The sequence below is a fragment of the Streptomyces sp. NPDC046870 genome (assembly GCF_040704595.1).
GTDB classification, from domain to species: Bacteria; Actinomycetota; Actinomycetes; order Streptomycetales; family Streptomycetaceae; genus Streptomyces; species Streptomyces argyrophylli.
In genome coordinates, this window is sequence record NZ_JBEYXM010000007.1 from 1 (window position 1) to 25,820 (window position 25,820).

At 73.7% G+C, this 25,820-nt stretch carries 16 protein-coding genes and 1 pseudogene; 15 read left to right on the forward strand and 2 right to left on the reverse strand.

Features of this window, described 5'->3' with window-relative positions:
- Positions 1 to 134: pseudogene (locus AB0946_RS17530) on the reverse strand (5,10-methylene tetrahydromethanopterin reductase); the annotation flags it as partial.
- A gap of 666 nt (positions 135 to 800) precedes the next feature.
- Here AB0946_RS17530 and AB0946_RS17535 point away from each other — a divergent pair.
- The 13 genes from AB0946_RS17535 to AB0946_RS17595 all read left to right on the forward strand — a co-directional run bounded on the left by AB0946_RS17535 (position 801) and on the right by AB0946_RS17595 (position 18,755).
- A complete protein-coding gene (locus AB0946_RS17535; protein WP_366761474.1) occupies positions 801 to 2,834 on the forward strand; it encodes a SpoIIE family protein phosphatase in 2,034 nt (677 codons plus the stop codon).
- A gap of 165 nt (positions 2,835 to 2,999) precedes the next feature.
- Positions 3,000 to 3,530 carry a hypothetical protein gene (locus AB0946_RS17540; protein WP_366761475.1) on the forward strand — a complete coding sequence of 177 codons (531 nt, stop codon included), beginning with the start codon at positions 3,000 to 3,002 and terminating at the stop codon, positions 3,528 to 3,530.
- Positions 3,527 to 6,340, forward strand: coding sequence for a M56 family metallopeptidase (locus AB0946_RS17545; RefSeq protein ID WP_366761476.1), 2,814 nt, complete (start codon positions 3,527 to 3,529; stop codon positions 6,338 to 6,340). The genes AB0946_RS17540 and AB0946_RS17545 overlap by 4 nt, the downstream gene beginning before the upstream one ends.
- Before the next feature lie 144 nt (positions 6,341 to 6,484).
- Positions 6,485 to 8,866 (forward strand): SpoIIE family protein phosphatase, encoded by a 2,382-nt coding sequence (locus AB0946_RS17550; RefSeq protein WP_366761477.1) that lies wholly within the window; start codon positions 6,485 to 6,487, stop codon positions 8,864 to 8,866.
- A 51-nt stretch (positions 8,867 to 8,917) separates the two neighbouring features.
- Positions 8,918 to 11,734: a SpoIIE family protein phosphatase gene (locus AB0946_RS17555; protein WP_366761478.1), complete on the forward strand. Its 2,817-nt coding sequence runs from the start codon at positions 8,918 to 8,920 to the stop codon at positions 11,732 to 11,734.
- A gap of 133 nt (positions 11,735 to 11,867) precedes the next feature.
- Entirely contained in the window at positions 11,868 to 12,200 is a 333-nt protein-coding gene (locus tag AB0946_RS17560; RefSeq protein ID WP_366761479.1) for a putative quinol monooxygenase, read from the forward strand.
- A gap of 425 nt (positions 12,201 to 12,625) precedes the next feature.
- Positions 12,626 to 13,294 carry a DedA family protein gene (locus AB0946_RS17565; RefSeq protein ID WP_366761480.1) on the forward strand — a complete coding sequence of 223 codons (669 nt, stop codon included), beginning with the start codon at positions 12,626 to 12,628 and terminating at the stop codon, positions 13,292 to 13,294.
- Positions 13,291 to 13,899: a phosphatase PAP2 family protein gene (locus tag AB0946_RS17570; RefSeq protein ID WP_366761481.1), complete on the forward strand. Its 609-nt coding sequence runs from the start codon at positions 13,291 to 13,293 to the stop codon at positions 13,897 to 13,899. The genes AB0946_RS17565 and AB0946_RS17570 overlap by 4 nt, the downstream gene beginning before the upstream one ends.
- Positions 13,896 to 14,627 (forward strand): phosphatase PAP2 family protein, encoded by a 732-nt coding sequence (locus AB0946_RS17575; RefSeq protein WP_366761482.1) that lies wholly within the window; start codon positions 13,896 to 13,898, stop codon positions 14,625 to 14,627. Before AB0946_RS17570 ends, AB0946_RS17575 begins: the two co-directional genes overlap by 4 nt.
- A gap of 335 nt (positions 14,628 to 14,962) precedes the next feature.
- Complete coding sequence (locus AB0946_RS17580) at positions 14,963 to 15,901, forward strand: ATP-binding cassette domain-containing protein (protein ID WP_366761483.1); 939 nt, start codon at positions 14,963 to 14,965, stop codon at positions 15,899 to 15,901.
- The gene (locus tag AB0946_RS17585) at positions 15,898 to 16,758 is read left to right on the forward strand and encodes an ABC transporter permease (protein ID WP_366761484.1); all 861 of its coding nucleotides are present in this window, start codon (positions 15,898 to 15,900) and stop codon (positions 16,756 to 16,758) included. The genes AB0946_RS17580 and AB0946_RS17585 overlap by 4 nt, the downstream gene beginning before the upstream one ends.
- 33 nt (positions 16,759 to 16,791) lie before the next feature.
- On the forward strand, positions 16,792 to 18,090 hold the full coding sequence (locus AB0946_RS17590; protein ID WP_366761778.1) for a histidine kinase: 1,299 nt from the start codon (positions 16,792 to 16,794) through the stop codon (positions 18,088 to 18,090).
- On the forward strand, positions 18,087 to 18,755 hold the full coding sequence (locus AB0946_RS17595) for a response regulator transcription factor (RefSeq protein WP_366761485.1): 669 nt from the start codon (positions 18,087 to 18,089) through the stop codon (positions 18,753 to 18,755). Before AB0946_RS17590 ends, AB0946_RS17595 begins: the two co-directional genes overlap by 4 nt.
- 37 nt (positions 18,756 to 18,792) lie before the next feature.
- On the opposite strand, the gene AB0946_RS17600 is transcribed toward AB0946_RS17595, so the two are convergent.
- The gene (locus AB0946_RS17600; protein WP_366761486.1) at positions 18,793 to 19,362 is read right to left on the reverse strand and encodes a TetR family transcriptional regulator; all 570 of its coding nucleotides are present in this window, start codon (positions 19,360 to 19,362) and stop codon (positions 18,793 to 18,795) included.
- 157 nt (positions 19,363 to 19,519) lie between these two features.
- Between AB0946_RS17600 and AB0946_RS17605 the strand changes: the two genes are divergently transcribed.
- Complete coding sequence (locus AB0946_RS17605) at positions 19,520 to 21,010, forward strand: MFS transporter (RefSeq protein WP_366761487.1); 1,491 nt, start codon at positions 19,520 to 19,522, stop codon at positions 21,008 to 21,010.
- A 549-nt stretch (positions 21,011 to 21,559) separates the two neighbouring features.
- Positions 21,560 to 25,273 (forward strand): S8 family serine peptidase, encoded by a 3,714-nt coding sequence (locus AB0946_RS17610; RefSeq protein ID WP_366761488.1) that lies wholly within the window; start codon positions 21,560 to 21,562, stop codon positions 25,271 to 25,273.
- Positions 25,274 to 25,820: the final 547 nt, after the last annotated feature.

Genomic DNA, 25,820 nt, shown 5'->3' on the forward strand with positions numbered 1-25,820 from the left:
AAGACGTCCAGACCGACCTCCTCCGCCTTCAGCGCGATGGCGACCATGGCCTTGATCCGCTCGCGCTCCGTCGGCGTCCGCCCCGTGGTCGGGTCGAGGGTCACATCACCGACGGTGAAGATGCCGAACTGCATCCGTCCTCCCCTCCAAGAGGTTGATGTTTCAACTACACCCCTGCAACAGGGTCGCCCCCGCGCGTATTCCGCTGCCCGGCCGAGGCCGGCGGGCCCGGATTCCGGGCCCCCGTACCGTCACCCGCTCGGCCCTCCCCGATGGCTGCCGTCCGGCCCACCGGCCAGGGTGTCAGGCAAGAGCCCGGTGCCGACGCCGAAGGGGCCAGTGATGCGCCGCTGTCCGCCCATCGCCGAGCACGGTCCCACCGCCGCGCCGCGGACCCGCGCGCCGGTCATCTCGGGGGCCGCGCCCGACCGGCCGTGCTCTCCCCCGTCCGTCTCGCCGGACGTCCTCGCCGCTCACCGCGCGGTCACGTGCCGCGCGAGCGGGCCGGCTGCCCCGCCCCCGCCCTCGACGCCCCTGACGCCGCCGGCGCGCGGGGCCAGGGTCTGTCCGGCCCTTCGCGTCGTCGCCCGCAGGGCGGCCGCGCGGCGCCGGGTACCTGCTCCGGGGGTCCACCCGGCCGAAGGCCGCAGAAGTGCCGGCCCTGCCCCTCGTACCGAGCGTCCCCGGGTCTGCGGCCGGCACGGCGAGCGGGGGCACCTCCCACGCCGTGGGGGCAGTGGGAGAGCGCGCATGGCGTCGCACGGCGGACGCGACCTGCCGGACGGGAGCTAGGACCGGCGATGTCGTCGCCGCACGACAGCGAGGACCTGCCGGCCACCGTGCTGGAGGCGTTGTTCACCCAGGCGCCCATGGGGCTGTACGTGTTCGACGAGCAGGCGCGGATCGTGCGCTACAACACCGCGGGGCGCGCGGTGCGCGGACTGCCCGGCGACGCGGTGCTCGGGCGGCGGCTCGACGAGATCGCGGAGGGGTTCCACGATCCCGAGTTGCTCTCGCTCGCCCGTCAGGTGCTCACGGGAGAGGCACGCGTCCGGGGCCGTCTGATCCGCGGCCGGCCCCCTGGCGACCCGGGCCGGGAGACGGTGCTCTCGGTATCGGCCTTCCGGGTCCGTCCGGGTGGCGGCCCCGTTCTGGGCGTCGCCGTCGTGGAGGACGTCTCCGCGCGGCAGCACGCGGCGGACCGGCTGGACATCCTGCACGACGCCCATCACGCCATCGGCACCAGCCTGGACGTGCGAGACACGGCGGACGCGCTGGCCGAGGTGGTGGTGGGCCGGTTCGCGGACGCGGTCTCGGTGGACGTGGTGGACGAGGCCGTGCGCGGCGCCGCGCTGTCCGCGGGCCCGCTCGACGCGGACGTACCGCTGCGCCGGGTCGCCCTCCGCTCGGTGAACGACCCCGCGCGGCAGGCCCCGTCGGGCACGCTGGACACCTTCCCCTTCCCCACGCCCTTCAGCCGGAGCCTGCAGGACGCCTCACCCCGGCTCGTCACGCACCTGACGCCGGACGAGCCGTGGCTGGCCACCGATCCCGAGCGGGCCCGGCTGCTGACCGACGCGGGCGTGCACTCGCTCCTGATCACCCCGCTGGTGGTGCGCGACACCGTCCTCGGGGTCGTCTGCTTCTACCGGCACAGCGACCCCCGGCCGTACGACGAGGACGATCTCTGCCTGGCCGAGCAGCTCGCCCAGCGCACGGCGCTCAGCATCGACAACGCCCGCAGCTACGCACGCGAGCGCGCCGTCGCGGCCGGCCTGCAACGCCATCTGCTTCCCCGCACCCCGCCGCGGCTGACCGCGGTCGACACCGCCGCCCTCCATCTGCCCGGCACCCGGGGCGGCGGCGGGGACTGGTACGACGTCATCCCCCTGTCCGGCAGCCGGGTGGCCCTGACGGTCGGCGACGTCACCGGCAGCGGCATCGAGGTGGCGGCCACCATGGGGCAGTTGCGCACCGCGCTGACGACGCTCGCGGTCCGGGACCTGGCGCCGGAGGAGCTGCTCACCTGCCTGGACGAGACCACCGTCTCGCTGACGCGGGACGCGGGCGGGCCGGTCACGGCGTCCTGCCTGTACGCGGTGTTCGACCCGGTGACCCGTGCCTGTACGGCCGCCAGCGCGGGGCACACGCCCCCGGTGGCCCTCGGCGCGCTCGGCGACCCCCTGGTGCTCGAACCGCCCGCCGGCCCGCTGCTCGGTACGGGCCGCGGCGGGTACGAGGCGGTGCGCGTCGAGCTGCCCGACGGCAGCCTGCTGGCGCTGTACACCAACGGTCTCGTCCGCGCGGCGGCGGACCCCCGCCGCACCCTGCTCCGCGTCCTGAGCCATCCCGGCCGCTCCCTGAGCCGCCTCGCCGACGACGCGGTGTACGCCCTCCTGCCCGGCCAGGGCGAGGACGACGCCGTTCTGCTGCTCGCCCGCACCCGCGGCCTGGCCGAGGACCGGCTCGCCGAGTGGACGCTGCCCGAGGACCCGGCCGTCGTCGGCACCGCCCGCCGGCTCGCCGAACACCAGCTGGCGGCCTGGGGGTTGGCGGACCTGGCCTTCACGACCGCACTGATCGTCAGCGAACTGGTCACCAACGCCATCCGGTACGGGAGCCCGCCGATCCGGCTGCGCATGATCCGCGACCGGACCCTGATCTGCGAGGTGTCCGACGGCAGCAGCACCGCACCCCATCCGCGCAACGCCCGCGCCCTCGACGAGGGCGGCCGGGGACTGGCCCTCGTCGCCCGGCTCGCCGCCCGCTGGGGCACCCGGTTCGGACGGCGGGGCAAGACGATCTGGTGCGAGCAGGAACTGGACGGCGGCTGAACACCGGGGCCGTTACGAGCCACCGTGGCCGGTCGGTGCCGTACCGGCACAGGGACCCGTGAACCAGGGGTTCAGGCAGGCGTACGGCGTGCTCCGGAGGGAAGGACCCGAACAGCGCGCGGGTACGGGTGCGCAAGGGGAACGGGCGGGGGAAGGAGCGGGCGCATGCGTGCGACCGTGCTGGACGTGGTGCGGGACGTCGTCGACCGGCACGCGCCGGACGAACGGCCGCTGGCCGACGACCTGGCGGGTCTGGACTACGGTCTGGTGGTGCGGCGGATGCGGCAGGCGTCCTCCGGCCGGCGGTCCGACCCGCTGGGTTTCGGTCTCGACTCCGTCGCGGCCATGGTCACACCCGTGGTCCTGCTGGCGGTCGACGAGGCGTGCCGCGCCGCCGTCGCGGACGGCACCGGGCGGCTGATGAACCGGGCCGCGACCGCACTCGGACGGCTGCGCCCGTCCGCCCGCCGTCCGGCCGCCCCGCCCGAGGTGCCCCACCTCTCCCCCGGTCAACTGGCCTCGGTACGACGGCGGGTGCGCGAGGAGGCGGTCCGGCGCGGCTTCGCGGACGCCGACGGCCTCGCGGACAGCGTGGTCGCACGGCTGGCCCTGGCAGGCACGGAGGACCCGGGCGACGGCCGGCCGGACGAGCCGGGCGACGGCGAGGGCCGTCAGGAGGACGGAGCCGCCCGGTGAGCGGAGCCACGCAGGCGGCCGCGCCCCGCCCGCCGGCACCGCCGGCCCCCGACCCGGGCGTGCTGCCCGCCGGGACCTCCTTGCGCTTCCTCGTCCTCGTCGTCGCGATGGCTGCGGCCACGGTCGAGATGCTGACCGGTCTCCTGCGGCCGTACCCCGCGCAGGACGTCGCGTTCCTCTGCGAGTTCGCGGCGGGCTACGACCCGGGCGGCAACGTCATCGACAACGTGACGCGGAGCAGCGCCCACGCGGAGGCGATCAAGGAGTGCGCCGAGGGCGCCCCCGTGACGCCGGAGTGGTACGGCCTGGCCGGCAGTGCCGTCGTCCTGCTGGTGGCCGTGGCCGTGTACCTGCTGCTGCCGCTGCTGAGGCGACGTCGGCACGGTCTGGTGCCGCTGCACGACCGGGACCCGCGGGGCGAGATCCGGGCCGAGATCGCCCGGCTGGCCGGGATCGCCGAAGTGCGCGCCCTGCCCGGGCTGGTGGTCGACCTGACGGCGTTCGGCGCCGGCGCGGTCGTCTTCGGCCGGGCGGGCAGGCGCACCCTCTGCCTCGACAACGGCCTGCTGCACGTCCGCCGCTCCGACCCGGCCCGGTTCCAGGCGGTGCTCCTGCACGAACTGGCCCACCTGCGCCACCGCGACGTGGACATCGCGTACGCCGTGACGGCACTGTGGCGGGCCTTCCTCGTCCTGGCCGCCGTCCCGTTCACCCTGGTGCTCGGCGGGAGCCTCGTCGCGGCGCAGTTCGGCTGGTTCATGGGCGCCGACGCCGTCTTCTGGCCCGCCTCCCGGCCGTACATGGTCCGGGACATCGCGACCGCCGGGTTCCTGTTCCTGTTGGTCGTCCTGGCCCGCGCCGACACCCTGCGCCACCGCGAGCTGTACGCCGACCGGAGGGCCGTGGCACTGGGCGCCGATCCCGGTGTCTGGCGGGCGCGGGCCGAGGGAGCAGGGACACGGGGCCGACCGGCGCGGAGCGTCCCGGCGTTGTGGCGCAGTCACCCGTCCTGGGCGGAGCGGTGGCGCGCGCTGGAGGACCCGGCGCCCCTGTTCGCGCTGACGGACGTGCCGTTGTTCCTGCTCGGGGCGGTGACCCTGGTCGCCGGCAACGCGCTCGGCGACCAGTGGGACGCGCTGCCCGCCGCCTGGGTCGTCGGGGGTCCGGCGGCGGCCCTCCTGGCGGTCTCGGTCTGGCGCGCGGCCCAGTACGCCGCGCACCGGGGCGTTCCGGGCCCCTCGGGTGTGCGGGCCGGCTCGGCGCTCGGACTCGGCCTGGTCTGCGGGGAGTTGCTGTCCGGTTCGAGCATCGGCCCGGGCTGGTGGCCCGCGCACCCGGAGCCCCTGCTCTTCCCGTTCCTCGGAGGCGTGGCCTACGTCTGCTGGCTGGCCCGGTGCGCCCGGCTGGGCCTGCGGGGCACCCCGGGCACGCCGCGCGCGCTGCGCACGGCGGTGCTGGTCGCGGCCGTCGCGGGAAGTGTGGTGGCGGCGGCCGGTCTGAGCTGGTGGATGGGGGCGGGCAAGCTGCTGCTGGCCGGGGACCTGTACCAGGCGGGCGGTCTGGAGCAGGACATCCGCCGGATGTTCCCCGGCCCCTGGGGGACACGGGAGCAGTACGCGGCGGTACTGCCCTGGATCGCCTCGGTCCTCACGAGCCTGAGCGTCGCCGGCTCGACCCCGGTGATCGCGGCGGCCGCGGTGGTGCTGTGGGTGTACCCGGCCGTACTGCTGCTCAGGCGGCCACGGGCGACGGGGCTGCGCTCCACGCTCCTCGCCGGCCTGGCCGGGGGCGTGCTCGGGGTCGCCGCCGTGGCGGTGACGATGGCGTACGTCCACTCCTGGCGCCCTCCGCTGGGTGAGCGGGGCGCGGCCTTCGGTGTCGTCTCCCTGTGGTGGCGGACCGTCGCCCTGTGGGCCGGCGTGGCCGTGACGGCGGCCGTCGTCGCCGTGACCACCCGCGCCCACCGGCTGCCCCGCGCCCTGACCGCCGCCGGCATCGCCCAGATCCTGGCACTGGCCGGGCAGTTCCTGCTCCAGTCCGCCGACGGCTGCCTGGGCCCGCTGCGGGTCATGGGCGACACCTGCCACTGGCTGCCCGGGGCGTCCTGGTCGCTGACCGAACTCCTGGTGGCGACCACGGCGCCGGCGATGTTCGGTGCCGTCCTGGCCGCCGCGGTCCTGGCGCGGGTCCCCCGCGCCCCGGGACGTTCCACGCCTTCCGGGGCCGTACGGCGGTCCTGGCCTACCCGCGTCGCCGTGGGCGCCGTCGCGGTCCTGGCCGTGGTGTCGTCCGTCGTGGCCGTGCGTTCGGTGACCGGCCACGACGCGGCCCTGGCGGTGCCCGCCCGTCCCCCGGCCGTCGGCACCGACGACCGCGTGCGCGGCTTCCAGCTGCTGGCCTGGTTCAAGACGAGCGGCCAGGCCGACATCGTCGCCGTGACCTCGCGCTACACCGCGTTCGCGAAGTGGTTCAAGGAGTCGACGGACGCCACGACCGGTGCCGTGGACGGTGACAGCCTGCGCCCCGTCTGCGTCGGTCTCGCCCGCGACACGGCCACCGCCCGGCGCCATCTGGGCGTCCCCGACCCCGTACTGGGCCGCGCGTGGTCCGCCCTGCTGGCCAAGGGCCGGGACGCGGCCCGCGAGTGCACGTCCGTGCTCGACTCGGACACCGACGACGTGCGGCGCAACACGAAGATGCTGGAAGACCTCGTCGCCGCCTACGAGCAGGCGACGAAGACCGTCCCGCCCCTGACGGAACGCGTCAGCACCGCGCTGGAGCAGTGGCCGCAGTGGAGGAAGACCGGCTGACCGGCCCGCCGCGGCACCGGCCCCGCCGTGCACCTCGTTGCGCAGCGGTCCGCCACGGCTCCGGTGCGCCGCGGCCGTCGCGCGTGCGGTTGTCGTCCGCAGCCCGGCACGCGATGCTGAGGGAGCACGGAGGGAAGCGGTGCCATGGATCGTTTTCCGCATGCCGCAAACGTCGATTTCCACAGTCCGCTGGACCTCTCCAAGGCCGCCGCCGCGGTACTGGACGCCGAAGGCCGCGTTTCCGGATGGGGATCCTCGGCCCAGCGCCTGCTCGGGCATTCCCCCGAGGAGGTGCTCGGGCAGCCGGCCGCCCGGCTGCTGGCGGCGGCCCCGGGACAGCGGCTGGCCACCCTCTGCAAGCTCTGCAAGGGGCACGGGCCCCGCGGCACCGTCCTGGAGCTCTGCCGCCGGGACGGCCGGACCCTGCGCGCGGCCGTGACCTTCAGCCCACTCGCGCACCAGGGTGCCGCCGCCACCGTCGTGGTCGCGGCCGACCTGGGCACGCTGCGCGGCTGGGAGGCGCAGCTGGCGATGCTGCAGGGGCTGGCGACCGAGTCCGCCGTGGGCCTGACGATCTTCGACACCGACATGCGCGTCGTCTGGGGGAACGTCTCCACCGATCTGGAGCTGGCGGGGATCGCCCAGTACATCGGCCGGCCGGCCGCGGACCTCTTCCCGGAGGGCGAGTTCATCTCCCGCCACCACCCTCCGGACGAGGACCAGATCATGGAGCACGTGCTGACGACGGGCGAGCCGATCATGGGCATGCACTACCGCGGGCGTGCCCCCGCCGACCCGGTGCGCGAGCACGTCTGGTCCTGTTCGTACCACCGGCTGGTGGACGCCCGGGGTGAGCTGCTGGGGGTCTTCGAGGAGTCCCTGGACATCACCGACCGCTACCGCGCCCAGGAACGGCTGTCGCTGCTGGTGCGGGCGGGCAAGCGCATCGGTGCCTCGCTGGACGTGCGCCGTACGGCCGCGGAGCTCGCGGACGTGGCGGTGCCGCAGCTGGCCGACGAGGTGCTGGTCGACCTGCCGCCGGCGGTCATCGAGGGCCGGCAGCCGCCCACGGGCTCGGCGCCGGGGCACAGCCTGCTGCGGATGCACGGCCGGACGCCAGAGGAGTTCCGGACCAGTCCCGTCTCCTACCCGCCCTCGTCACCGCAGGCGCAGAGCCTGGCCACCAGCCGCCCCGTCGTCCACACCGACCCGGCCGGGACACCGGACCGGACGGGACAGGGCGCCTCGCGCTGCTGCCTCTTCGTCCCGCTGCTCACCCGGAACGCGGTGCTGGGCCTCGCCACCTTCCGGCGCAGCAGCAACCCCGACCGCTTCGGGCCCGAGGAGCAGACGCTGGCGGTGGAACTGGCCGAGCGGGCCGCCGTCGGCATCGACAACGCCCGCCGGTACACCAGCCAGCACGCGGCGGCCCTGGTACTGCAGCGGAGCCTGCTGCCCCGGCACCTGCCCGAGCAGAGCGCGGTCGACGTGGCGTACCGCTATCTGCCCGCCGACAGTCGCGTGGGGGTGGGCGGCGACTGGTTCGACCTGATCCCGCTGTCCGGCGCCAGGGTGGGCCTGACCGTCGGCGACGTGGTGGGGCACGGGGTGCACGCGGCCGCGACCATGGGCCGGCTGCGCGCCACCGTACGGACCCTGGCCCTGCTGGACCTGGACCCGGCCGAGCTGCTCACCCGGCTGGACGGCCTGGTCGCGCAGGACTCGGACTCCGATGCCGACGGCGGGCTGGGCGACGAGACGCTCGGGGTGACCTGCCTGTACGCGATCTACGACCCGGTCAGCGGCCGGTGCGTGTGGGCGAGCGCGGGCCATCCCCCGCCGATCGTGGCCGATGCGAGCGGCTCGGTGGCCCTGTCGGCGCTGGCGCCGGGACCGCCGCTCGGGCTGGGCGGCCTGCCCTACGAGAACGTCGAGCTGAGTCTGTCCAGCGGCAGCGTGGTGGCGTTCTTCACCGACGGGGTGGTGGAGGACCGGCACACGGACATCGACACCGGCATCGACCGCCTGGCCCATGTGCTCACCTGGCAGCGCTGCCCGCTGGAGGAACTGTGCGACCGGGCGCTCACGGCCCGGCCGCCCGGTCCGCAGACCGACGACGCCACGCTGCTCCTCGTCCGCACCCGGCGGCTCGGCGACGACCGCGTGGCGGACCTGGAGCTGCCGCCGGACCCCGCCATGGTGGCGCGGGCCCGCACGGGCACCGAGCGCCAGTTGGCGGACTGGGGCCTGTCCGAACTGTCGTTCAGCGCGGCGCTCGTGGTGAGCGAGCTGGTCACCAACGGCATCCGGTACGCCACCGGGCCCGTCACACTGCGGCTGATCAGGGACCGCTGCCTGCTGTGCGAGGTGTCCGACAACGCGCACACCGCACCCCATCTGCGGCGGGCGCGCCGGGACGACGAGGGGGGCCGCGGCCTCTTCCTCGTGGCCCAGATGTCCCAGCGCTGGGGCACGCGCTACACCGCGTCCGGGAAGACGATCTGGGCCGAGCTGGCCATTCCCTAGGACGCGGCGCCGCGGCGTACGGCTGTCCCGCAGTGGTGTTATCAAGGGTGTATGGAGGTATTTTCCGGGCGTCCTCGGACCCCGGAACGACATCCGCCCCCGGGCCGCCCGCGTGACCGCCGCGCTTCCCTGCTGGACGTGCGCAGTGCGGCCGGTCAGGTGTTCCTTCTCCAGGTCGTCATCGTGGTCCTGCTGGTCGCGGCCACGGTGGTGGGCATGATCCTCCAGGCGGCGCGGGACGCCCTGCAGCAGGGGCGACGGGAGTCGGTGATCGCGGCCCAGTCCTTCGCGAATGCGCCGGGCACGGCCGCGGCGCTGCGGAGCCGGGACCCCTCGGCGGTGCTCCAGCCGCGGGCCGAGGCGGCGCGCAAACGCTCGGGCATGGACTTCGTCATCGTCATGAGCACGACGGGGATTCGTTACACGTACCCCTACCCGCGGGAGATCGGGAAGAAGTTCGTCGGCACCATCGGCCCCGCGGTGAAGGGCCGTACCGTCGTCGAGCAGGCCGGCGGGCCGCCGCTGCCGGCGGGCCGGGGGACGGACGTGCAGGCCGTGGTCCCGGTGACCGACGCGCGTGGCACGGTGGTCGGCCTGGTCTCCGCCGGACTCACGGTCAGGAACGTAGCGGCGCTCTGGATGCCGCAGCTGCCGATCATCCTGGGCAGTGGCGTGGCCGCGCTGGCACTGGCCATGGCCGGCACGACGCTGGTGTCGCGGCGGCTGCGGGGGCACACGTACGGTCTGTCCCCGGTGGAGCTGGCGCGGTTGTACGAGCACCACGACGCGGTCCTGCACGCGGTGCGGGAGGGCGTGCTGATCACCGGTGACGACGGACGGCTGCTGCTGGCGAACGACGAGGCGGCCCGGCTGCTCGGGCTGCCGGAGGACGCCCAGGGGCGTCCGGTGCAGGAGCTGGCACTGCCGGAACCGGTCATGCGCCTGCTGTCGTCGCCGGAGACGGTCACCGACGAGGTGTACCGCGCGGGGAACCGGTTGCTGGCGGTGAACAAACGGCCGACGTACCCGCGGGCCGGCCGGGGCGGCAGCGTGGTGACCCTGCGGGACACCACGGAACTGGCGGCGGTCTCGGGCCGCGCGGAGGTCGCGCGGGAGCGGCTGGGCCTGCTGTACGAGGCGGGGGTGAGGATCGGCACGACGCTGGACGTGGAGCGTACGGCCCAGGAGCTGGCCGAGGTGGCGGCGCCGCAGTTCGCCGACCTGGTGACGGTGGACCTGCTCGATGCCGTGCTGCGGGGGTGGGAACCGACCGCCGAGGGCTGGCGGCAACTGCGCCGTGCGGCGATCGGCGGCGCACGGCGGATGATCCCGGTGTACCCGCTGGGCGAAGTGATCACCTTCTCGGCCCGGAGCCCGCAGATGCGGGCGCTGCAGGAGGGGCGGGGTGTGCTGGAGGCGGACCTGCGGCAGGCCCACGGCTGGCGGGAACAGGACCCGGAGCGCTCCCGGACGGCCCTGGAGAGCGGGCTGCGGTCGCTGGTCACCGTGCCGCTGCGGGCGCGGAACGTGGCGCTGGGGGTGGTGAACTTCTACCGGGCGGCGGGGTCCCCGGCGTTCGAGCCGGAGGACCTCGCCTTCGCGGAGGAACTGGCCGTACGGGCGGCGGTGGCCATCGACAACGCGCGGAGGTTCACCCGGGAGCACGCGATGGCGGTGACGCTCCAGCGCAGTCTGCTGCCGCGGGGGCAGCCGGAGCAGGACGCCCTGGAGGTGGCCTGGCGGTACCTGCCGGCGGAGGCGGGCGTGGGCGGGGACTGGTTCGACGTCATCCCGCTCCCGGGGGCCCGGGTGGCCCTGGTGATGGGCGACGTCGTCGGGCGCGGGCTGCACGCGGCGGCGACGATGGGCCGGCTGCGCACCGCGGTGCACAACTTCGCCGTCCTGGACCTGCCCGTGGACGAGGTGCTCGGCAACCTCGACGACCTGGTCGTCCGCATGGACGACGAGGAGCGCGCGGGTGATGCCCCGGGAGACCACGAGCACGCGGGCGTGACCGGGGCGACCTGCCTCTACGCGGTCTACGACCCGGTGGTGGAGACCTGCACCATGGCCCGTGCGGGACACCCGGAACCGGTGGTGGTGCGCCCGGACGGAACGGTCACCTGCGCCGGGGTGCCGGCGTCGGCGCCCCTCGGTCTGGGCGGCTACCCGTTCGAGACCACCGAGCTGTCCCTGCCGGAGGGTTCGCAACTGGTGCTGTACACCGACGGCCTGGTGGAGGACCGCGCCCACGACATCGACGTCGGGCTGGAGCGGCTGCGCCGTGCGCTGGAGGGGTCCGGGATGCGCACCCCGGACGAGACGTGCCAGGCAGTGATCGACGCGCTGAAGCCGTCGCACTCCTGCGACGACATCGCGCTGCTCACGGCACGTGCCCGCGCCTTCCCGCCGGCGCGCGTGGCCGAGTGGGAGGTGCCGTCGGACCCCGCGCTGGTTCCCTCCGTGCGGGCGTGGTGCAGGGAGACGCTGCGGAAGTGGGGGGTGGAGGAGGCCGGGTTCGCCACGGAGCTGATCGTCAGCGAACTGGTCACGAACGCGATCCGGTACGGCTCACCGCCGGTGGGCGTGCGGCTGCTGCACGGACGCTGTCTGATCTGCGAGGTCTCGGACGGCAGCGGCACCTCGCCGCGCCTGCGGCGGGCGGGGACCACGGACGAGGGCGGGCGGGGGCTGTTCCTGGTGGCGCAGTTCGCCCAGCGGTGGGGGACGCGGTACACGCCCCGCGGCAAGGTCATCTGGGCGGAACAGGCTCTTCACGACGGTGCGTCGGCCGTCCCGCGCCTCACACCGGTCGACTTCCTCCTCGACCAGTTCGAACTCGACGGGTTCGACGATCCCGGCTCGTGAGCCGGGGCCCCGGGCACCGCCCTCCGCGGCCGTCCCCGGCGCGTCGGCCGCCCCGCGGGCGGCGCACCGCACGGACCATGGAGGCACGCGGACCGTGGACGCTCGCGACACGAAACCCTTCGAGGAGCTTGGAATGATCTTCATCACCGCGAAGTTCCGGGTGCTGCCGGAGCACGCCGACCAGTGGCCGCAGATCTCGGCCGCGTTCACCGAGGCGACACGTGCCGAACCGGGCTGCCTGTGGTTCGACTGGTCCCGCAGCGTCGACGACCCGACCGAGTACGTGCTCGTCGAGGCGTTCCGCGACGACGAGGCGGGCACCGCGCACGTCCGCTCCCGGCACTTCCGCGACGCACAGCGGACGCTGCCGCCGCATCTCGCCGAGACACCGCGCATCGTCAACGCGACGCTTCCCCAGGAGGACTGGTCGCTCCTCGCGGAGATGGCCGTACAGGGCCGGGACTGACCTGACAGGGCGGCGGCACGCTGAGGCAAGCCTCGGACTGTCCGTGACATGGCGCGCGGGGTGTGCGGGGCGGGGTGAAGGAGGGCGGTGCCGACGGCGGTCTCGTCGGCGGCCCGCTCGGCGTGACCTCGCGGAGCGGCCCAGCGCGGGATGGCAGCGGGCATCGAGTTCCGCGGCCTGGCCGCACCCGCTCGGTGAGAAGGGCGAACGCGGGGTTCCCGAGCGGGCCGGTCAGGGCGAGCGTGCCGAGCGCGCAGCAGCACCGAGACGGTGAGCGTCCACAGCGCGGCTTGCGCCGGGCCCACGGGGAACGATCCCCCCCGATCGTCTACAGTTTCGTAGACGGTCTACGGAACTGTAGACCGTTGGGGTGCGCATGCCGGGCGCCGTGCGCCCAGTCGTCCGTCCCGAAAGGACTCCTGCCGATGACCACACCCGTGGTTCTGTCGTCGCAGCTCGCGGTGAACCCGCTTGACGCGCAGTCGCTCCTGGCCGCCTTCGGCGTGCTGGGAGTGGGTGTGGTCATGTTCGCCGAGACGGGCCTGCTGATCGGTTTCTTCCTGCCGGGTGACTCCCTGCTGTTCACCGCGGGCCTGCTGTGCACCGGCACCGGGCAGCACGGCGTCAAGCTGTCCCTCGGTCCGCTGCTGGTGGCCGCGGCGGTGGGCGCGCTGGCCGGCGCACAGTGCGGGTATCTGATCGGGCGTCGGGCGGGCGGTGTCCTGCTGGCCCGCAGCCGTTCGGCTCGGCTGCGTGAGGGAGCGGAGAGGGCCGAGGAACTGCTCGACCGGTACGGGCACGCCAAGGCGGTCGTCCTGGCCAGGTTCGTGCCCGTGGTGCGGACCGTGCTCAATCCGCTGGCGGGAGCGCTCGGGATGCCCCTCCGGGTGTTCACCGTCTGGCAGGCCACCGGCGGCCTGGTGTGGAGCCTCGGCCTGACCCTGGCGGGATACGCGCTGGGCTCCTCGATCCCGGACGTGGACCGCTACCTGCTGCCGCTGGTCGCACTGATCGTCGTGATATCGCTGCTGCCGCTCGCCGTGGAGTTGTACCGCGGCCGTGGGCGGGCCGAGGCGAAGGGGGCCCGTCGATGATGCTCGCGTTCGACGGGGCGTCGGTCGACGGCTCCGCCTATCGGGACGTGGTGGATCTCGCGCAGCGTTCGCCGGGCTGGCTGGACACCGCGGTGACGCTGTGGTCGGCCTACGGGCTGGCGCTGTTCGCCCTGCTCATGGTCGCCGGCTGGTGGCGTGCCCGGCGGACCGGGGCGACGGCGGCGGTGACCGCGCTGGCCGTGCCGGTGGTCGTGGTGCTGGCGTACGGCGTCGACGCCGTGCTCAAGTCGGCGGTGCGTGAGGACCGGCCGTGCCGGAGCCTGCGGGTGAGCACCCTGGAGGCGTGTCCGGCGCCCGGTGACTGGTCGTTCCCCAGCAACCACGCGGCCATCGCCGCGGCTGCCGCCGTGGCGCTGCTGTTCGTCTGGCGGCGGCTGGGCGCGGTCGCCTGCGTGGCGGCGGCCGCCATGGCGGCCTCGCGGGTCTGGGTCGGCGTGCACTACCCGCACGACGTGGTGACCGGGTTGGTGGTGGGCGGGCTGACCGCTCTCGTCACGATGCTCGCCGTCCGGCGCGGTTCCCCGGCGATGGCCCGCCGGGTGGCCGCGTCGGCTCCACTGCGTCCACTGCTGTCGGCCTCGTGAACCGCAAGGACGCCGCCGAGCTGGCCGGCAGCGTCGCCCTCGGCGCCTGGGCGGCGTTCGCCGTACTGGCCATGGTCGTCGGGGGCGGGGCCGGTGCTCCGCTGTGGCTCGATCACGGCCTTCACACCTGGGCGGTCGGTCACCGCCCGGAGACGGCCGTGACCGTGGCACGGGGCGTGACCGGCACCGGTACCGGCGTCGTTCCCTATCTGCTCGCCGCGCTGGCCGGCACCCTGATGGGTCGTACCGCGCGGCAGCGGTGGCAGGCCGCCGCGCTCTGCCTCGCCTGCCTCGGACTCGGGCAGCTGCTGCGGTCGGGTGTGATGGAGCTGGTCCACCGGCCGCGCCCACCGCACCCGGACTGGTCGGCGCACGCCGGCGGCTGGGCGTTCCCCTCGGGGCACACCACGACGGCCGCCCTGACCGCCGGAATGCTCATCATCGCCCTGACCCTGCGCGCCCCACGCGGTGGCACGGCCCTGCGGACGGCCGTCGCCTGCTGGGCTCTGCTGGTGGGCCTGACCCGGATCTACCTGGGCGTGCACTGGTTCACCGACGTCATCGGCGGCTGGCTCTTCGCCGTCGGCTGGCTCGGAACGTGCCTGTGCGCGGCTGCCTGCGCCCTGCCCGCCGCCTTCCTCGACCACACGACGATTCCGGCCGCCGAGCCGACGCAGGACCATGCGCCCCAGGATCCTGGTGGAGGAGGACGATCACGTCCTGCGTGACGTCCCGCGCCGCGGCCTGTACGAGGAGGACTTCGAGCCTGCCCTACGCCGCGCCGGCCACCCGGCCGAGGGACGCGCACGCGCCGGAACCGAAGAGCGGCCGCGCCGGGATCGCCCGCTGTCGCTCGGCGGACCGGGCGGTTGATCACGGCGATGCCCCGCGCGGCTGAAGCCGTCGGCCTCGCACTCGCTCGGTGCGCCCCGGATCGTAGTACCCCGGTACCACCCGCCCGGCCTGGTTCCCCCCTCGGTACCACCGGATCCGGCAGGTCACGGCCCTAGCGTGAGGAAGGAGGCGTCGGCCGTCACGGACGCCGGAGTCCGAGGGAGAACACATGATCGAGGCACAGCAGCTCACCAAGAGGTACGGGGAGAAGACGGCCGTGGACGGCCTGGACTTCACCGTGAAGCCGGGCGCGGTGACCGGGTTCCTGGGACCCAACGGCGCGGGCAAGTCCACGACGATGCGCATGATCGTCGGGCTGGACGCGCCGACCAGCGGCTCCGTCACGGTGAACGGCCGGCGCTACGCCCGCCACGAGGCGCCGTTGCAGGAGGTGGGCGCGCTGCTGGAGGCCAAGTCGATCCACCCCGGCCGCTCGGCCCACAACCATCTCCGTGCCCTCGCCCTCACCCACGGCATCCCGCGCCGCCGGGTCGAGGAGGTCGTCGAACTCGCCGGTCTCGGCAGCGTCGCGAAGAAGCGGGCCGGTGCCTTCTCCCTCGGCATGGGCCAGCGGCTCGGCATAGCGGCCGCCCTGCTCGGCGACCCGCGGACCGTGATGCTGGACGAGCCCGTCAACGGGCTGGACCCCGAGGGCGTCCTGTGGATCCGCAACCTGCTCACCTCCCTCGCGGCCGAGGGGCGCACGGTGTTCGTCTCCTCGCACCTAATGAGCGAGGTGGCGCTGGTGGCCGATCACCTCATCGTCGTCGGGCGGGGGCGGCTGCTGGCCGACACGACCGTGCGGGACCTGGTCCGCCAGGCCGGCGGCGGCACCGTGCGCGTCGCGACGGACGACCCCGCGCGGCTGCGGGACGTGCTCGCCGGACCGGGTGTGGAGATCACCGGCCGCATCGGCTCGGAGGAACTTCAGGTGACCGGCGTCTCCGCCCGGGAGATCGGTCTGAAGGCGGCCGAGCACGCCATCGCCCTGTTCGAACTGACCACCAAGGCGGTGTCGCTGGAGGAGGCGTTCATGGAACTGACCCGGGACGCCGTGGAGTACCACGGCTCCACGACCCGCACCGAGACCTCCGGGAGCGCGGCATGAGCACCCTCACGGCGACCCCGAAGACCCCTGGGACACCCGGGACCGCGGCGGCCGCCGCGTCGCGGCCCGTCCACCGGGTGACCGGACGGCGCGTGCTGGCCTCGGAATGGACCAAACTGTGGTCCCTGCGCTCCACCTGGATCACCCTCGGACTGGGCCTGCTGTTCCTCGTCGCCTTCGGTGTCATCGCGGCGAGCCACTACGCCTCCGCCGTCGGCTCCGGCCGCCACCTGGACCGCGACTTCGCCACCGCGACCGCCGTGAGCCTGTCCCTCTTCGGCACGAACGTCGCCCAGCTCGCCCTCGGCGTGCTCGGCGTGCTGGTCACCGCGGGCGAGTACTCCACAGGCATGATCCGCTCGACCCTCGCGGCCGTACCGCGCCGGCTGCCCGTGCTCTGGTCCAAGGCGGCGGTGCTCGGCGTGGTCGCGCTGGTGATCGCGACCGCCGGCGCGTTCGCCGCCTTCCTCATCGGCAGCCGGATCGTCTCCGGCACGCCCGCCGCCATGGGTCTCGCTCACGCCGGTGTCGTACGCAGCCTCCTGGGCGCCGGGCTCTACCTCGGCCTGGTCGGCGTGATCGGCACCGCCCTCGGCGCGCTGCTGCGGTCCGTGGCCGGCGGCATCTCGGTGCTCGTGGCCGCCCTCATGCTGGTACCCGGACTGGTCTCCCTGCTGCCCACCTCGTGGCAGGGGCACATCCTGCCCTGCCTTCCCAGCCGCGCGGGCGAGTCGGTCTTCGCCCTGACCCATGACCCGACCGCCCTGTCGCCCGGTGCCGGACTCGCGGTGATCCTCGGCTGGACGGCGCTGGCGCTCGCCGGCGCGTCGTACCGGCTGCTGCGCGGCGACGTCTGAGCCACGCCACCGCATCATGGGCTGGTGACCTCCGTGACCACCGAAGACCTCAGCGGGATGGGGCCGCTGGTCGCCCGGCTCGGCCGGGCCGGCCAGCGGCTCCGGTACGCCGACCGGGCCCGCCCGTGGGTCCTGGACAGCGCGGTGGTGGTGCTCGTCCTCGTGGTGTTCTGTCTGCCCGACCTGCTGCACGCGGCCGGCCTCGTCGGCGGGACAGGCGACGGTGACGCACCACGCCGCTTCCGGGTGGTGTTCACCCGGTTGCCCCTGGCCGGGATGGCGGCCCTTCAGGCCGGGCTGGTGCTGCCGCTGCTGTGGCGGCGCCGGGCACCCGCGGTGGCCTTCGGCGCGGTCACGGCCGTGTTCGCCCTCCAGTGGGCCGTCGGCGCCGCCCTCCGCGCGGACGTCGCCCTCCTCGTCGCCCTGTACAGCCTGACCCTGCACGGACGGCTACGGCAGTTGCCGTGGGCCTGCGCGGTGACAGCCGGGGCACTCGGCCTGGTCGCGGCCAGGCTGTCGGCGGCGGTCCCGGTCGGGGACGCGCTCTTCTTCCTCCTCAGCACGGCGACCGCGGCTCTCACGCTCGGTCTGGTGATCCGTGTCCGGCGGGCCCAGCTGGCCGGGCTGCGGGACCGTGCGGCCCGGCTGGAGATCGAACGCGACCAGCGGGGCCGGCTCGCCGTCGCGGCCGAGCGGGCGCGGGTGGCCCGCGAGATGCACGACATCGTCGGCCACAACCTGTCCGTCATCATCACACTCGCCGACGCGGGCGCCTACGCCACCGCCGCCTGTCCGGAGCGGGGAGAGGAGGCCCTGCACCTCATCGGCGACGCCGGCCGCCAGGCCCTGGGCGAACTGCGCAGGGTGCTGGGTGTCCTGCGCGATCCGGACGGCCCGCGCGCGGAGCCCGGACTCAGCCCCCAGCCCGGTCTCGCGGACCTCGACGCGCTGTGCGAGGCGGTGCGTGCCGCCGGCCTGGAAGTCGTCTACCGTACGGCCGGTGACGTCGACGCCCTCGACAGCGGGGTGCAGCTCGCGGTCCACCGCATCGTGCAGGAGGCGCTGACCAACACCCTCAAGCACGCGGGTGCGGGCGCCCGTGCGAGCCTGGCGGTCGTCGTCGAGGACGCCCGGCTGACCGTCACCGTCCAGGACTCCGGCCCCTCCGCACCGGCCGGCCGTCCCGGCCCGGCGAACGAGGAAGGACACGGCCTGGTGGGCATGCGGGAACGAGCGGCTCTCTACGGCGGACACCTGAGCGCGGGCCCGGCCGGTGGCGGCTGGACGGTGTGCGCCACCCTCGACCTCACCCCCCGGGCCGGCGTCCGATGACGACCGTGCTCATCGTGGACGACCAGCCGCTCCAGCGGTACGGCTTCCGCATGCTCCTGGACTCCGTGTCCGAGACGGAGGTGGTCGGCGAGGCGGCGCACGGGAGCGAGGCCGTCCGCAAGGCTGCCGAACTGCGCCCCGACGTCGTCCTGATGGACGTACGCATGCCGGGTATGGACGGCATCGAGGCCACGCGCCGCATCGTCGCCGCCGGCGGCCGTTCCCGGGTGCTCGTCCTGACCACCTTCGACGTCGACGAGTACGTCTACGCGGCCCTGCGCGCCGGAGCCAGCGGCTTCCTCCTCAAAGACGCGCGCCCCGAGGAACTCCTCGCCGGCATCCGCGCCGTGGCCGTCGGCGACGCGGTGATCGCGCCCGCCCTCACCCGCCGCCTGCTGCACGAGTTCGCCCGTCTCGTGCCACCCGGCGGCACCGGCTCTGCCGAGGATCCGCGTCTCGGCGCCCTCACCGACCGCGAACGCGAGATCCTCGTCGCCATCGGCAAGGGCTGGTCCAACGGGGAGATCGCCACGCGTTTCGTGCTGTCGGAATCCACGGTGAAGACCCACGTCGGCCGCGTCCTGTCCAAGATCGGCGCCCGCGACCGCATCCAGGCGGTGATCTTCGCCTACGACCACGGCCTGGCCCGCCCTCGCGCGGGCTGAGCGGTGACCACCCCGAACCGCACGGGCCCATCGGCCGTCAGGGCGTGGGATCGGCCAAGGTCCTGAAGCAGGGGTCGAGCAGCTCGATGATCCGCTCCGGGCGGGTGTCGCGCAGCGGTTCCAGTGCGAGCAGGTGCTTGCCGACGACGACGCCCAGGTGGGCCATGATCAGCAGTGCCGCCCGCAGTTCGGCGTCCTCCCCCTCCATGACCGCGGAGACCTGCTTGATCTGGCGGTCGAACGTCTCGCGCATCTCCGCGGCCATGTCCGGGTGGGTGAGCATCGAGCGGAGCATGGCCAGCGAAGGCGCGGGCATGCCCGCGAGTTTCACGCCGAGGCCCGCCATGAGCTGCGCGATGACCGGGTCGGCGGTCTCCGCGGCGGACTCCGCGGCGTCGAGCCGGACCACCTGCCGGAAGAGGTTCTCCTTGTTGTCGAAGTACTGCATCACCAGGGCGGGGTCGACCTGGGCCGCTTTGGCGATGCTGCGGATCGTCGCACGGTCGTAACCGAGCTCACCGAACAGCTGACGCGCGACGTCCAGGATGCGCTTCTCGGTCGCGCGGCGTCGCTCGGCTCGCGAGAGCGGGGGCTCTTCGGTACTCACACATCCATTCTAACCGCTTCGCTCAACACACGTTGACCGTATGCGGCGCTTCGCTCTACGCTCGTTGAGTGAACGCGCGGCCGACGGTATCCCGTTCCGGCTCTCCCGCGTCGTCGACAGCGCGCGTCCCCCTCGCGCCGGTCCCCCGAGGAGCAGCATGTCCAGCCAGAACACCGTCGGCTCGCCACCCGCCGAGGACGAGCCGGACGCACCGGGGCAGCCGGCGACCGCGACCTCACGGCCGAACCGCTCCGCGCTCACCCTCACGGTCATCGTGACCTGCTACCTGATGGTGGCCATCGACTCCACGATCGTGAACATCGCACTGCCCAGCATCCAGAAGGCCCTGGGCTTCTCCCCCGTCGGCCTGTCGTGGGTGATCAACGCCTATCTGCTGGCCTTCGGCGGCCTGCTGCTGCTCGGCGGCCGCATGGGCGACCTGTACGGCCGCCGCCGGGTGCTGGTCGTGGGCACCGTGATCTTCACGGTCTCGTCGCTGCTCGGCGGCATCGCCGACACGCCGTGGCTGCTGGTCACGGCCCGGGCGCTGCAGGGAGTGGGCGCGGCGATGGCGGCACCGGGCACCCTCGCCCTGATCGCCGGCAACTTCGAGGAGGGCGCGCCCCGCAACCGGGCACTGAGCATCTACTCCGCCACCGCCGCCACCGGGACCTCGCTCGGTCTGATCCTGGGCGGCATCCTGACCTCCCTGGCGTCCTGGCGGTGGATCCAGTTCGTCAACGTACCCATCGGTCTGGCGGTGGCGGTGCTCGCCCCGATGTGCGTCCGGGAGACCCCGGCACACTCGGGCCGCTTCGACTTCGCCGGGACGATCAGCGGCACCGCCGGTGTCACGGCCCTGGTGTACGGGCTCATCCGGGTGCCCTCCGAGGGCTGGGGAAACGGGGTGTCACTGACCTGCTTCGCCGCCGCCGTGGTCCTGCTCGTCTCGTTCCTGATGGCCGAGCGGCGCGCCGCGCAGCCCGTCGTCCCGCTCCGGCTGTTCTCGGAGCGCACCCGCGCGGCGGCCTACGCCACCATGCTGATGTTCACGGCGACCATCCTCAGCCTGTTCTACTTCCTCAGCCAGTTCATCCAGAACGTCCTGGAGTTCTCCCCGATCCAGGCCGGCCTCGCCTTCCTGCCGATGACCCTCGGCATGTTCGTCGTGGCGCGGGCGGTGCCGAAGATGCTGCCCAGGCACGGCGCCAAGCGGTTCATGGTGGTCGGCGCGCTGCTGATGACCGTCACGGCGGTCTGGCTCAGCACCCTCTCGGTCTCCGACAGCTACCTCACGGGCGTGCTCGGTCCGATGCTGCTCTTCGGCGTCGGCGCGGGCTGCTGCCTGATGCCGACGAACGTGACGGTGCTCAGCGGTGTCCCCCAGCGGTTCGCCGGCGCGGCCTCGGGCGTGCTGCAGACGATGATGCAACTGGGCGGTGCCCTGGGGCTGGCCATCCTGGTCACCGTGTACGGCGCGTCCGCCGACGACGCCGCCGGGCACGCCGGCACGGGCGTCGACGCGGTGCACAAGGTGGTGACCGAAGGCGTCCGCAGCGCCTTCACCGGCAGCATCGTCTTCGTCGGCTGCGCCCTGGCCGTCGCCCTGCTGATGATCCGCGTCCCCAAGTCCTCCGCCAAGGCGTGAGCGCTCGACCCCGTGGCCGGGCACCGCCGGGGCGTCCCTGTGACAGGGGCGCCCCCGTCCGCGTCAGCGCCCGTGCCGAGCCGTCATGGCGGCTGCACGCACAGCGCGCGGAATCGCGCAAACCCCCCGACGGTGGCGGACCCGGCAACCAGACGGCGGCACCCCTGTGCGAACGTGCGGAGGCCGTCCGAGACCTCGAAGGCTGACGGCAAGCGCGACGCCACGACCACGGGCTGTCGGCCCCCGCGGGAAGGCCCCTCACCCATCGATGACGTGAGAGCGCGGGCCCGCCACACCTGACGTCCGCCCCGGCGGGGGCGTGCGCCAAGCCGCCGGCCGGAATGTCCCACAGGCCCGTTGCTCCGTCCCTCACCCGAATCCATGGGGCGATCCACCGCCGTCCGCCGGACGCGCGGTGGCCGACGCCGCCTGCTCGCGGCGCAACTGTGCCATGGCGCAAGAGCGACAAGTGCGGCCCCTTGATCGACGGCGGGGAAGGCCACAGCATCCAGTGATCTTCCGCTCTTCGCCGCGTCTCAGGAGTCCTCTTTGCCCAAGGTTCCCATCCCCCGGCCCGGGCCGATCGCCCTCGCCGTGGCGACCGCGCTCACGCTCGGCGTCATACCGGCGACTGCCGCCGTGTCCGCGTACTCCGCCGGTGAGGTGTCGCACAGCGACGCCGGACACCGGACACCCGGCGCTGCCGGCACGCACACCGTCACCCTGATCACAGGGGACAAGGTCACCATCGGGACCGCCGCCGACGGTACCGTCGTGCGCTCCTTCCAGGCCGCGAGCGGAGCCACCACCGGCTTCCACCGCGTTGTCGTGGACGGTGCCACCTATGTCTACCCCGACGCCGCCCTGCCGTACGTGAGCGCCGGCACACTCGACAAGCAGCTCTTCAACGTGACACGGCTGATCAACGAGGGCTATGACGACGCGCGCAGCTCCCGGCTGCCGCTGATCGTGCGCTACACCGGAGCCGCCGCCAAGGCCCGCACCCGGACGAAGATGGCCGGCTCGACCGACGTCCGCCGCCTGGACAGCATCCAGGGCGCGGCCCTCGCCCAGAACCACAAGCGGGCACGGGAGTTCTGGTCCTCGCTCACCGGGGGTTCCGGCGCGGCGGCCCGGTCCGCGAAGCCGTCCTTCGCGGGCGGCGTCGCCCACGTGTGGCTCGACGGCAAGGTGAAGGCCGACCTGGCCGACTCCACCGCCCAGATCGGCGCGCAGAAGGTATGGGCGGAGGGCGACACCGGCCAGGGCGTGAAGGTCGCGATGCTCGACAGCGGCGCGGACACCGAACACCCGGACCTGGTCGGGCAGGTGTCCGACAGCGCCAGCTTCGTCCCCGGCGAGGACGACATCGCCGACTACAACGGCCACGGCACGCACGTCGCCTCGACCATCGTCGGCACGGGCAGTGCCTCCGGCGGCAAGGAGCGGGGTGTCGCCTCCGGCGCCCGGCTGGCCGTCGGCAAGGTGCTCAACTCCGAGGGCAGCGGTCAGGAATCCTGGATCATCGCGGGCATGGAGTGGGCCGCCCGCGACCAGAAGGCCAGGATCATCAGCATGAGTCTGGGCGGCGGCGGTGACAAGACCGACCCGATGAGCCAGGCCGTCGACGAGCTCAGCCACGACACGGGCGCCTTGTTCGTGATCGCGGCGGGCAACGGCGGCCCGCACTCCATCAGCAGCCCCGGTGCCGCGGACTCCGCGCTGACCGTCGGCGCCGTCGACTCCACCGACACGCTCGCCGACTTCTCCAGCCAGGGCCCGCGTGACGGCGACGGCGGGCTGAAGCCGGAGATCACCGCGCCCGGCGTCGACATCGTCGCGGCGCGCTCGCACTACAAGCGCGGCTCTGGTTACTACACCACGATGAGCGGCACGTCGATGGCGACGCCGCACGTCGCCGGTGCCGCCGCGCTCCTCGCCTCCGAGCACCCCGACTGGACAGGAACCCAGCTCAAGGAGGCGCTGGTCAGTAGCGCCAAGGCAACCACGGCGTACACCCCGTACCAGGCGGGCGCCGGCCGGCTCGACGCGCTGGCGGCCGTGCACACCACGGTCTTCGCCACCACGACCGCCTACTCCGGCTTCCACACGTGGCCCCCGAAGCCGGGAGAGACCGACGTCCGGACGGTGACGTACACCAACGTCGGCGACGCCCCGGCCAGCCTCAGCCTGGCGGTCGACGGCACCGTCCCGGCCGGGTTGTTCAGCCTCTCCGAGGACCATGTCACCGTGCCCGCGCACGGCACCGCCGCGGTCACGCTGACCGCGGCTCTGGACAAGCTGGCGGGCGACCAGTCGGTCAGCGCCATGATCACCGGTACGGACGGCGCCGGGACGGTCCGCGCCCGGACCCTGATCGGCGCGGCCCGCGAGGGCCGGCGGCAGAATCTGACCGTGGTCGCCAAGGACCGTTCGGGCAAGCCGCTGGAGGGCCGGGTCGTCCTGACCGCGGAGCACCTCTTCACGGTGATGGACCTCGACGCGTCCGGCACCGGCACGGCGCGGCTGCCCGTCGGCAGCTACAGCGGCTGGCTCACCGGTGACGTGCGGGGCGCCGAAGGCCCGCACTCGCGCGGCATGGTGCTGCTCTCCTTCAACGACGTGAAGCTGGACCAGGACCGTACCGTCACCCTGGACGGCCGCAAGGCACGCCGGATCCTGGCGCGCGTGCCGCAGCAGACCACCGCCGTCGCGCCGCGCCTGGACGCCCACCGGTCCTTCACCGACAGCCTGGTGGAGACGTCGATGCTGCCGGACCCGTCCTACGACAGCATCTGGGCGCTCCCGACCGGCAAGAAGGTCACCGACGGCGAGTTCGAGACCGGCGCCCGCTTCCGCCTCGAACAGCCTGCGCTGACCGTGAGCACGAAGTCGACGACCTTCAACGACCCGCTGGTCAAGCGCGCTGCCACGCCGCTGCCCGCCGGTACCCGGAAGCTGACGGCGGTCTTCGCCGGCAACGGCACGGCCGAGGAGCTCGCGCGGCGGAACGTGCGCGGCAAGGCCGTCGTGGTGCGCGGCGCCGGCACGGCAGGGATCAAGGCCCAGGCGGAGGCCGCCGCGGCCGCCGGCGCCCGGCTGCTGCTGGTCGTCAACGACGGCGTCGGCCGCATGGAGCCCTGGGACGAGAACCCCTGGAGCCCGGAGAGCCCGGCCCCGGTGACGGTGGCGACGCTCAACGCCGACCAGGGCGCCGACCTGCTCGGCCGACTCCGGCACGGCACGGTCTCGCTGAAGGTCACCTCGCACCCCACGACCGACTACGTCTACGACGTCGTGCACCACTGGACGGGCGCCGTTCCGGCGGACCCGACCTGGCGTGAGGAGTCCAAGGACCTCGGCCGGGTGAACGTCTCCTTCCGGAACTACCGGCAGGGCAAGGCGATGGAGTTCCGCCCGGACGTCTGGCGCGGCTGGGCCGTCGGCAACCAGCTCACCGCGCCCGCCCAGGGCGAGCGCACCGACTGGGTCACCGCCGGCACCACATGGCTCGACGACGCCTTCATCCAGGGCGAGACCGGGCAGCACTCGATCGCCCCGCTGACCTACCCGGCGCGCAAGACCGGCAAGGTCAGCTGGTTCGGCCCGATCCAGCGGCCCCGCATGGGCCCGCTCAGCTACCAGCCCGTGCGGTACCTCGACACGATGTACATCACCGCGCCCGGCTGGGGTGACTCGGGGTCCGGCCACGTCGGCGAGGCCGGCGCGAACTTCGACGTCAAGGACTGGATGTCGCTCTACCAGGGCGACAAGCAGCTCGACTGGGGCAACGCCGAGTACCTCCAGGTTCCCGGCCTCGGCGCCGAGCGCCTGCCCTACCGGCTGGTCCTCGACAACGACCGCGGCACCTGGGCCAATCCGTACTCGACGCACACGCTGACCGAGTGGGACTTCACCTCCGCGGTCACCAGCAGCGACGCGGCGGTGTCCCTGCCGCTCATCCAGCTCGACTACGGCGTGGACACCGACAAGTCCGGCCGTGCCGACCGGCACGCCGGCCTGACGGTGACCGCCTCGCACCTGCCGGGCACCACCACCGCCATCGGGAAACCGACCGTCGAGGTGTCGTACGACGACGGTGCGACCTGGCAGCGGACCGACCTGAGCCGGTCCGACGACGGATGGCGGACGAACCTGCGCGCGCCGCGGTCCGCCGACTTCGTCACCCTCCGGGTCGGCGCCCGGGACAGCGCGGGCAACACCGTCTCGCAGACGATCACCCGGGCCTTCGGCCTGCGCTGACGTCACCCCCCGGGAGGTCACCCGGAACAGCACCGCGTGGGTGGGACCGCAGCCGGCGGCCCCGCCCACGCGGCGTTCCCGGGTGTCAGAGGATCTAGCCGGAAGCGCTGCGCGGCGCGGGTGGTCAGCACGGTGACGACGGACACGAGCGCGGGACCGGGGCCGGTGCAGGACCGGTGCGCAGCGCACTCTGGTGCCGGACCTCCTGACACCACCCCAGCACGTTCGACAGCAGCACGATCGAGAAGGCCACGCCGGACTCACAGACTGCGGGCCATGGGGTGGCAGGTTCGTACAGCGGCAGTTCGGCGCCACTGGGCAGACGCACCGCCGTCCGTCTCCCAGTATCACCCCGCATGGTTTGGATTCCAAATCACCTTGCGTTCGGCTCGCGCCATGCCCACGCTGCCAACACTCGAGCGCCCCCGGGGGCCACCGGATGCTGACGGCACCTCCCCGTCACGGAGAACCGGATCGCCGGGGACAACCGTCGTGGTCCCTGGTCGCAGGGGATGGGGGAATCAGCCGCCGGGACGACCGCGTTCCC

Coding starts and splice junctions, on each gene's coding strand:
- AB0946_RS17570 (WP_366761481.1), top strand. CDS start 13,291: ATGATGCTCGCGTTCGACGGGGCGTCGGTCGACGGCTCCGCCTATCGG.
- AB0946_RS17580 (WP_366761483.1), top strand. CDS start 14,963: ATGATCGAGGCACAGCAGCTCACCAAGAGGTACGGGGAGAAGACGGCC.
- AB0946_RS17565 (WP_366761480.1), top strand. CDS start 12,626: ATGACCACACCCGTGGTTCTGTCGTCGCAGCTCGCGGTGAACCCGCTT.
- AB0946_RS17555 (WP_366761478.1), top strand. CDS start 8,918: ATGGAGGTATTTTCCGGGCGTCCTCGGACCCCGGAACGACATCCGCCC.
- AB0946_RS17550 (WP_366761477.1), top strand. CDS start 6,485: ATGGATCGTTTTCCGCATGCCGCAAACGTCGATTTCCACAGTCCGCTG.
- AB0946_RS17605 (WP_366761487.1), top strand. CDS start 19,520: ATGTCCAGCCAGAACACCGTCGGCTCGCCACCCGCCGAGGACGAGCCG.
- AB0946_RS17560 (WP_366761479.1), top strand. CDS start 11,868: ATGATCTTCATCACCGCGAAGTTCCGGGTGCTGCCGGAGCACGCCGAC.
- AB0946_RS17595 (WP_366761485.1), top strand. CDS start 18,087: ATGACGACCGTGCTCATCGTGGACGACCAGCCGCTCCAGCGGTACGGC.
- AB0946_RS17585 (WP_366761484.1), top strand. CDS start 15,898: ATGAGCACCCTCACGGCGACCCCGAAGACCCCTGGGACACCCGGGACC.
- AB0946_RS17540 (WP_366761475.1), top strand. CDS start 3,000: ATGCGTGCGACCGTGCTGGACGTGGTGCGGGACGTCGTCGACCGGCAC.
- AB0946_RS17535 (WP_366761474.1), top strand. CDS start 801: ATGTCGTCGCCGCACGACAGCGAGGACCTGCCGGCCACCGTGCTGGAG.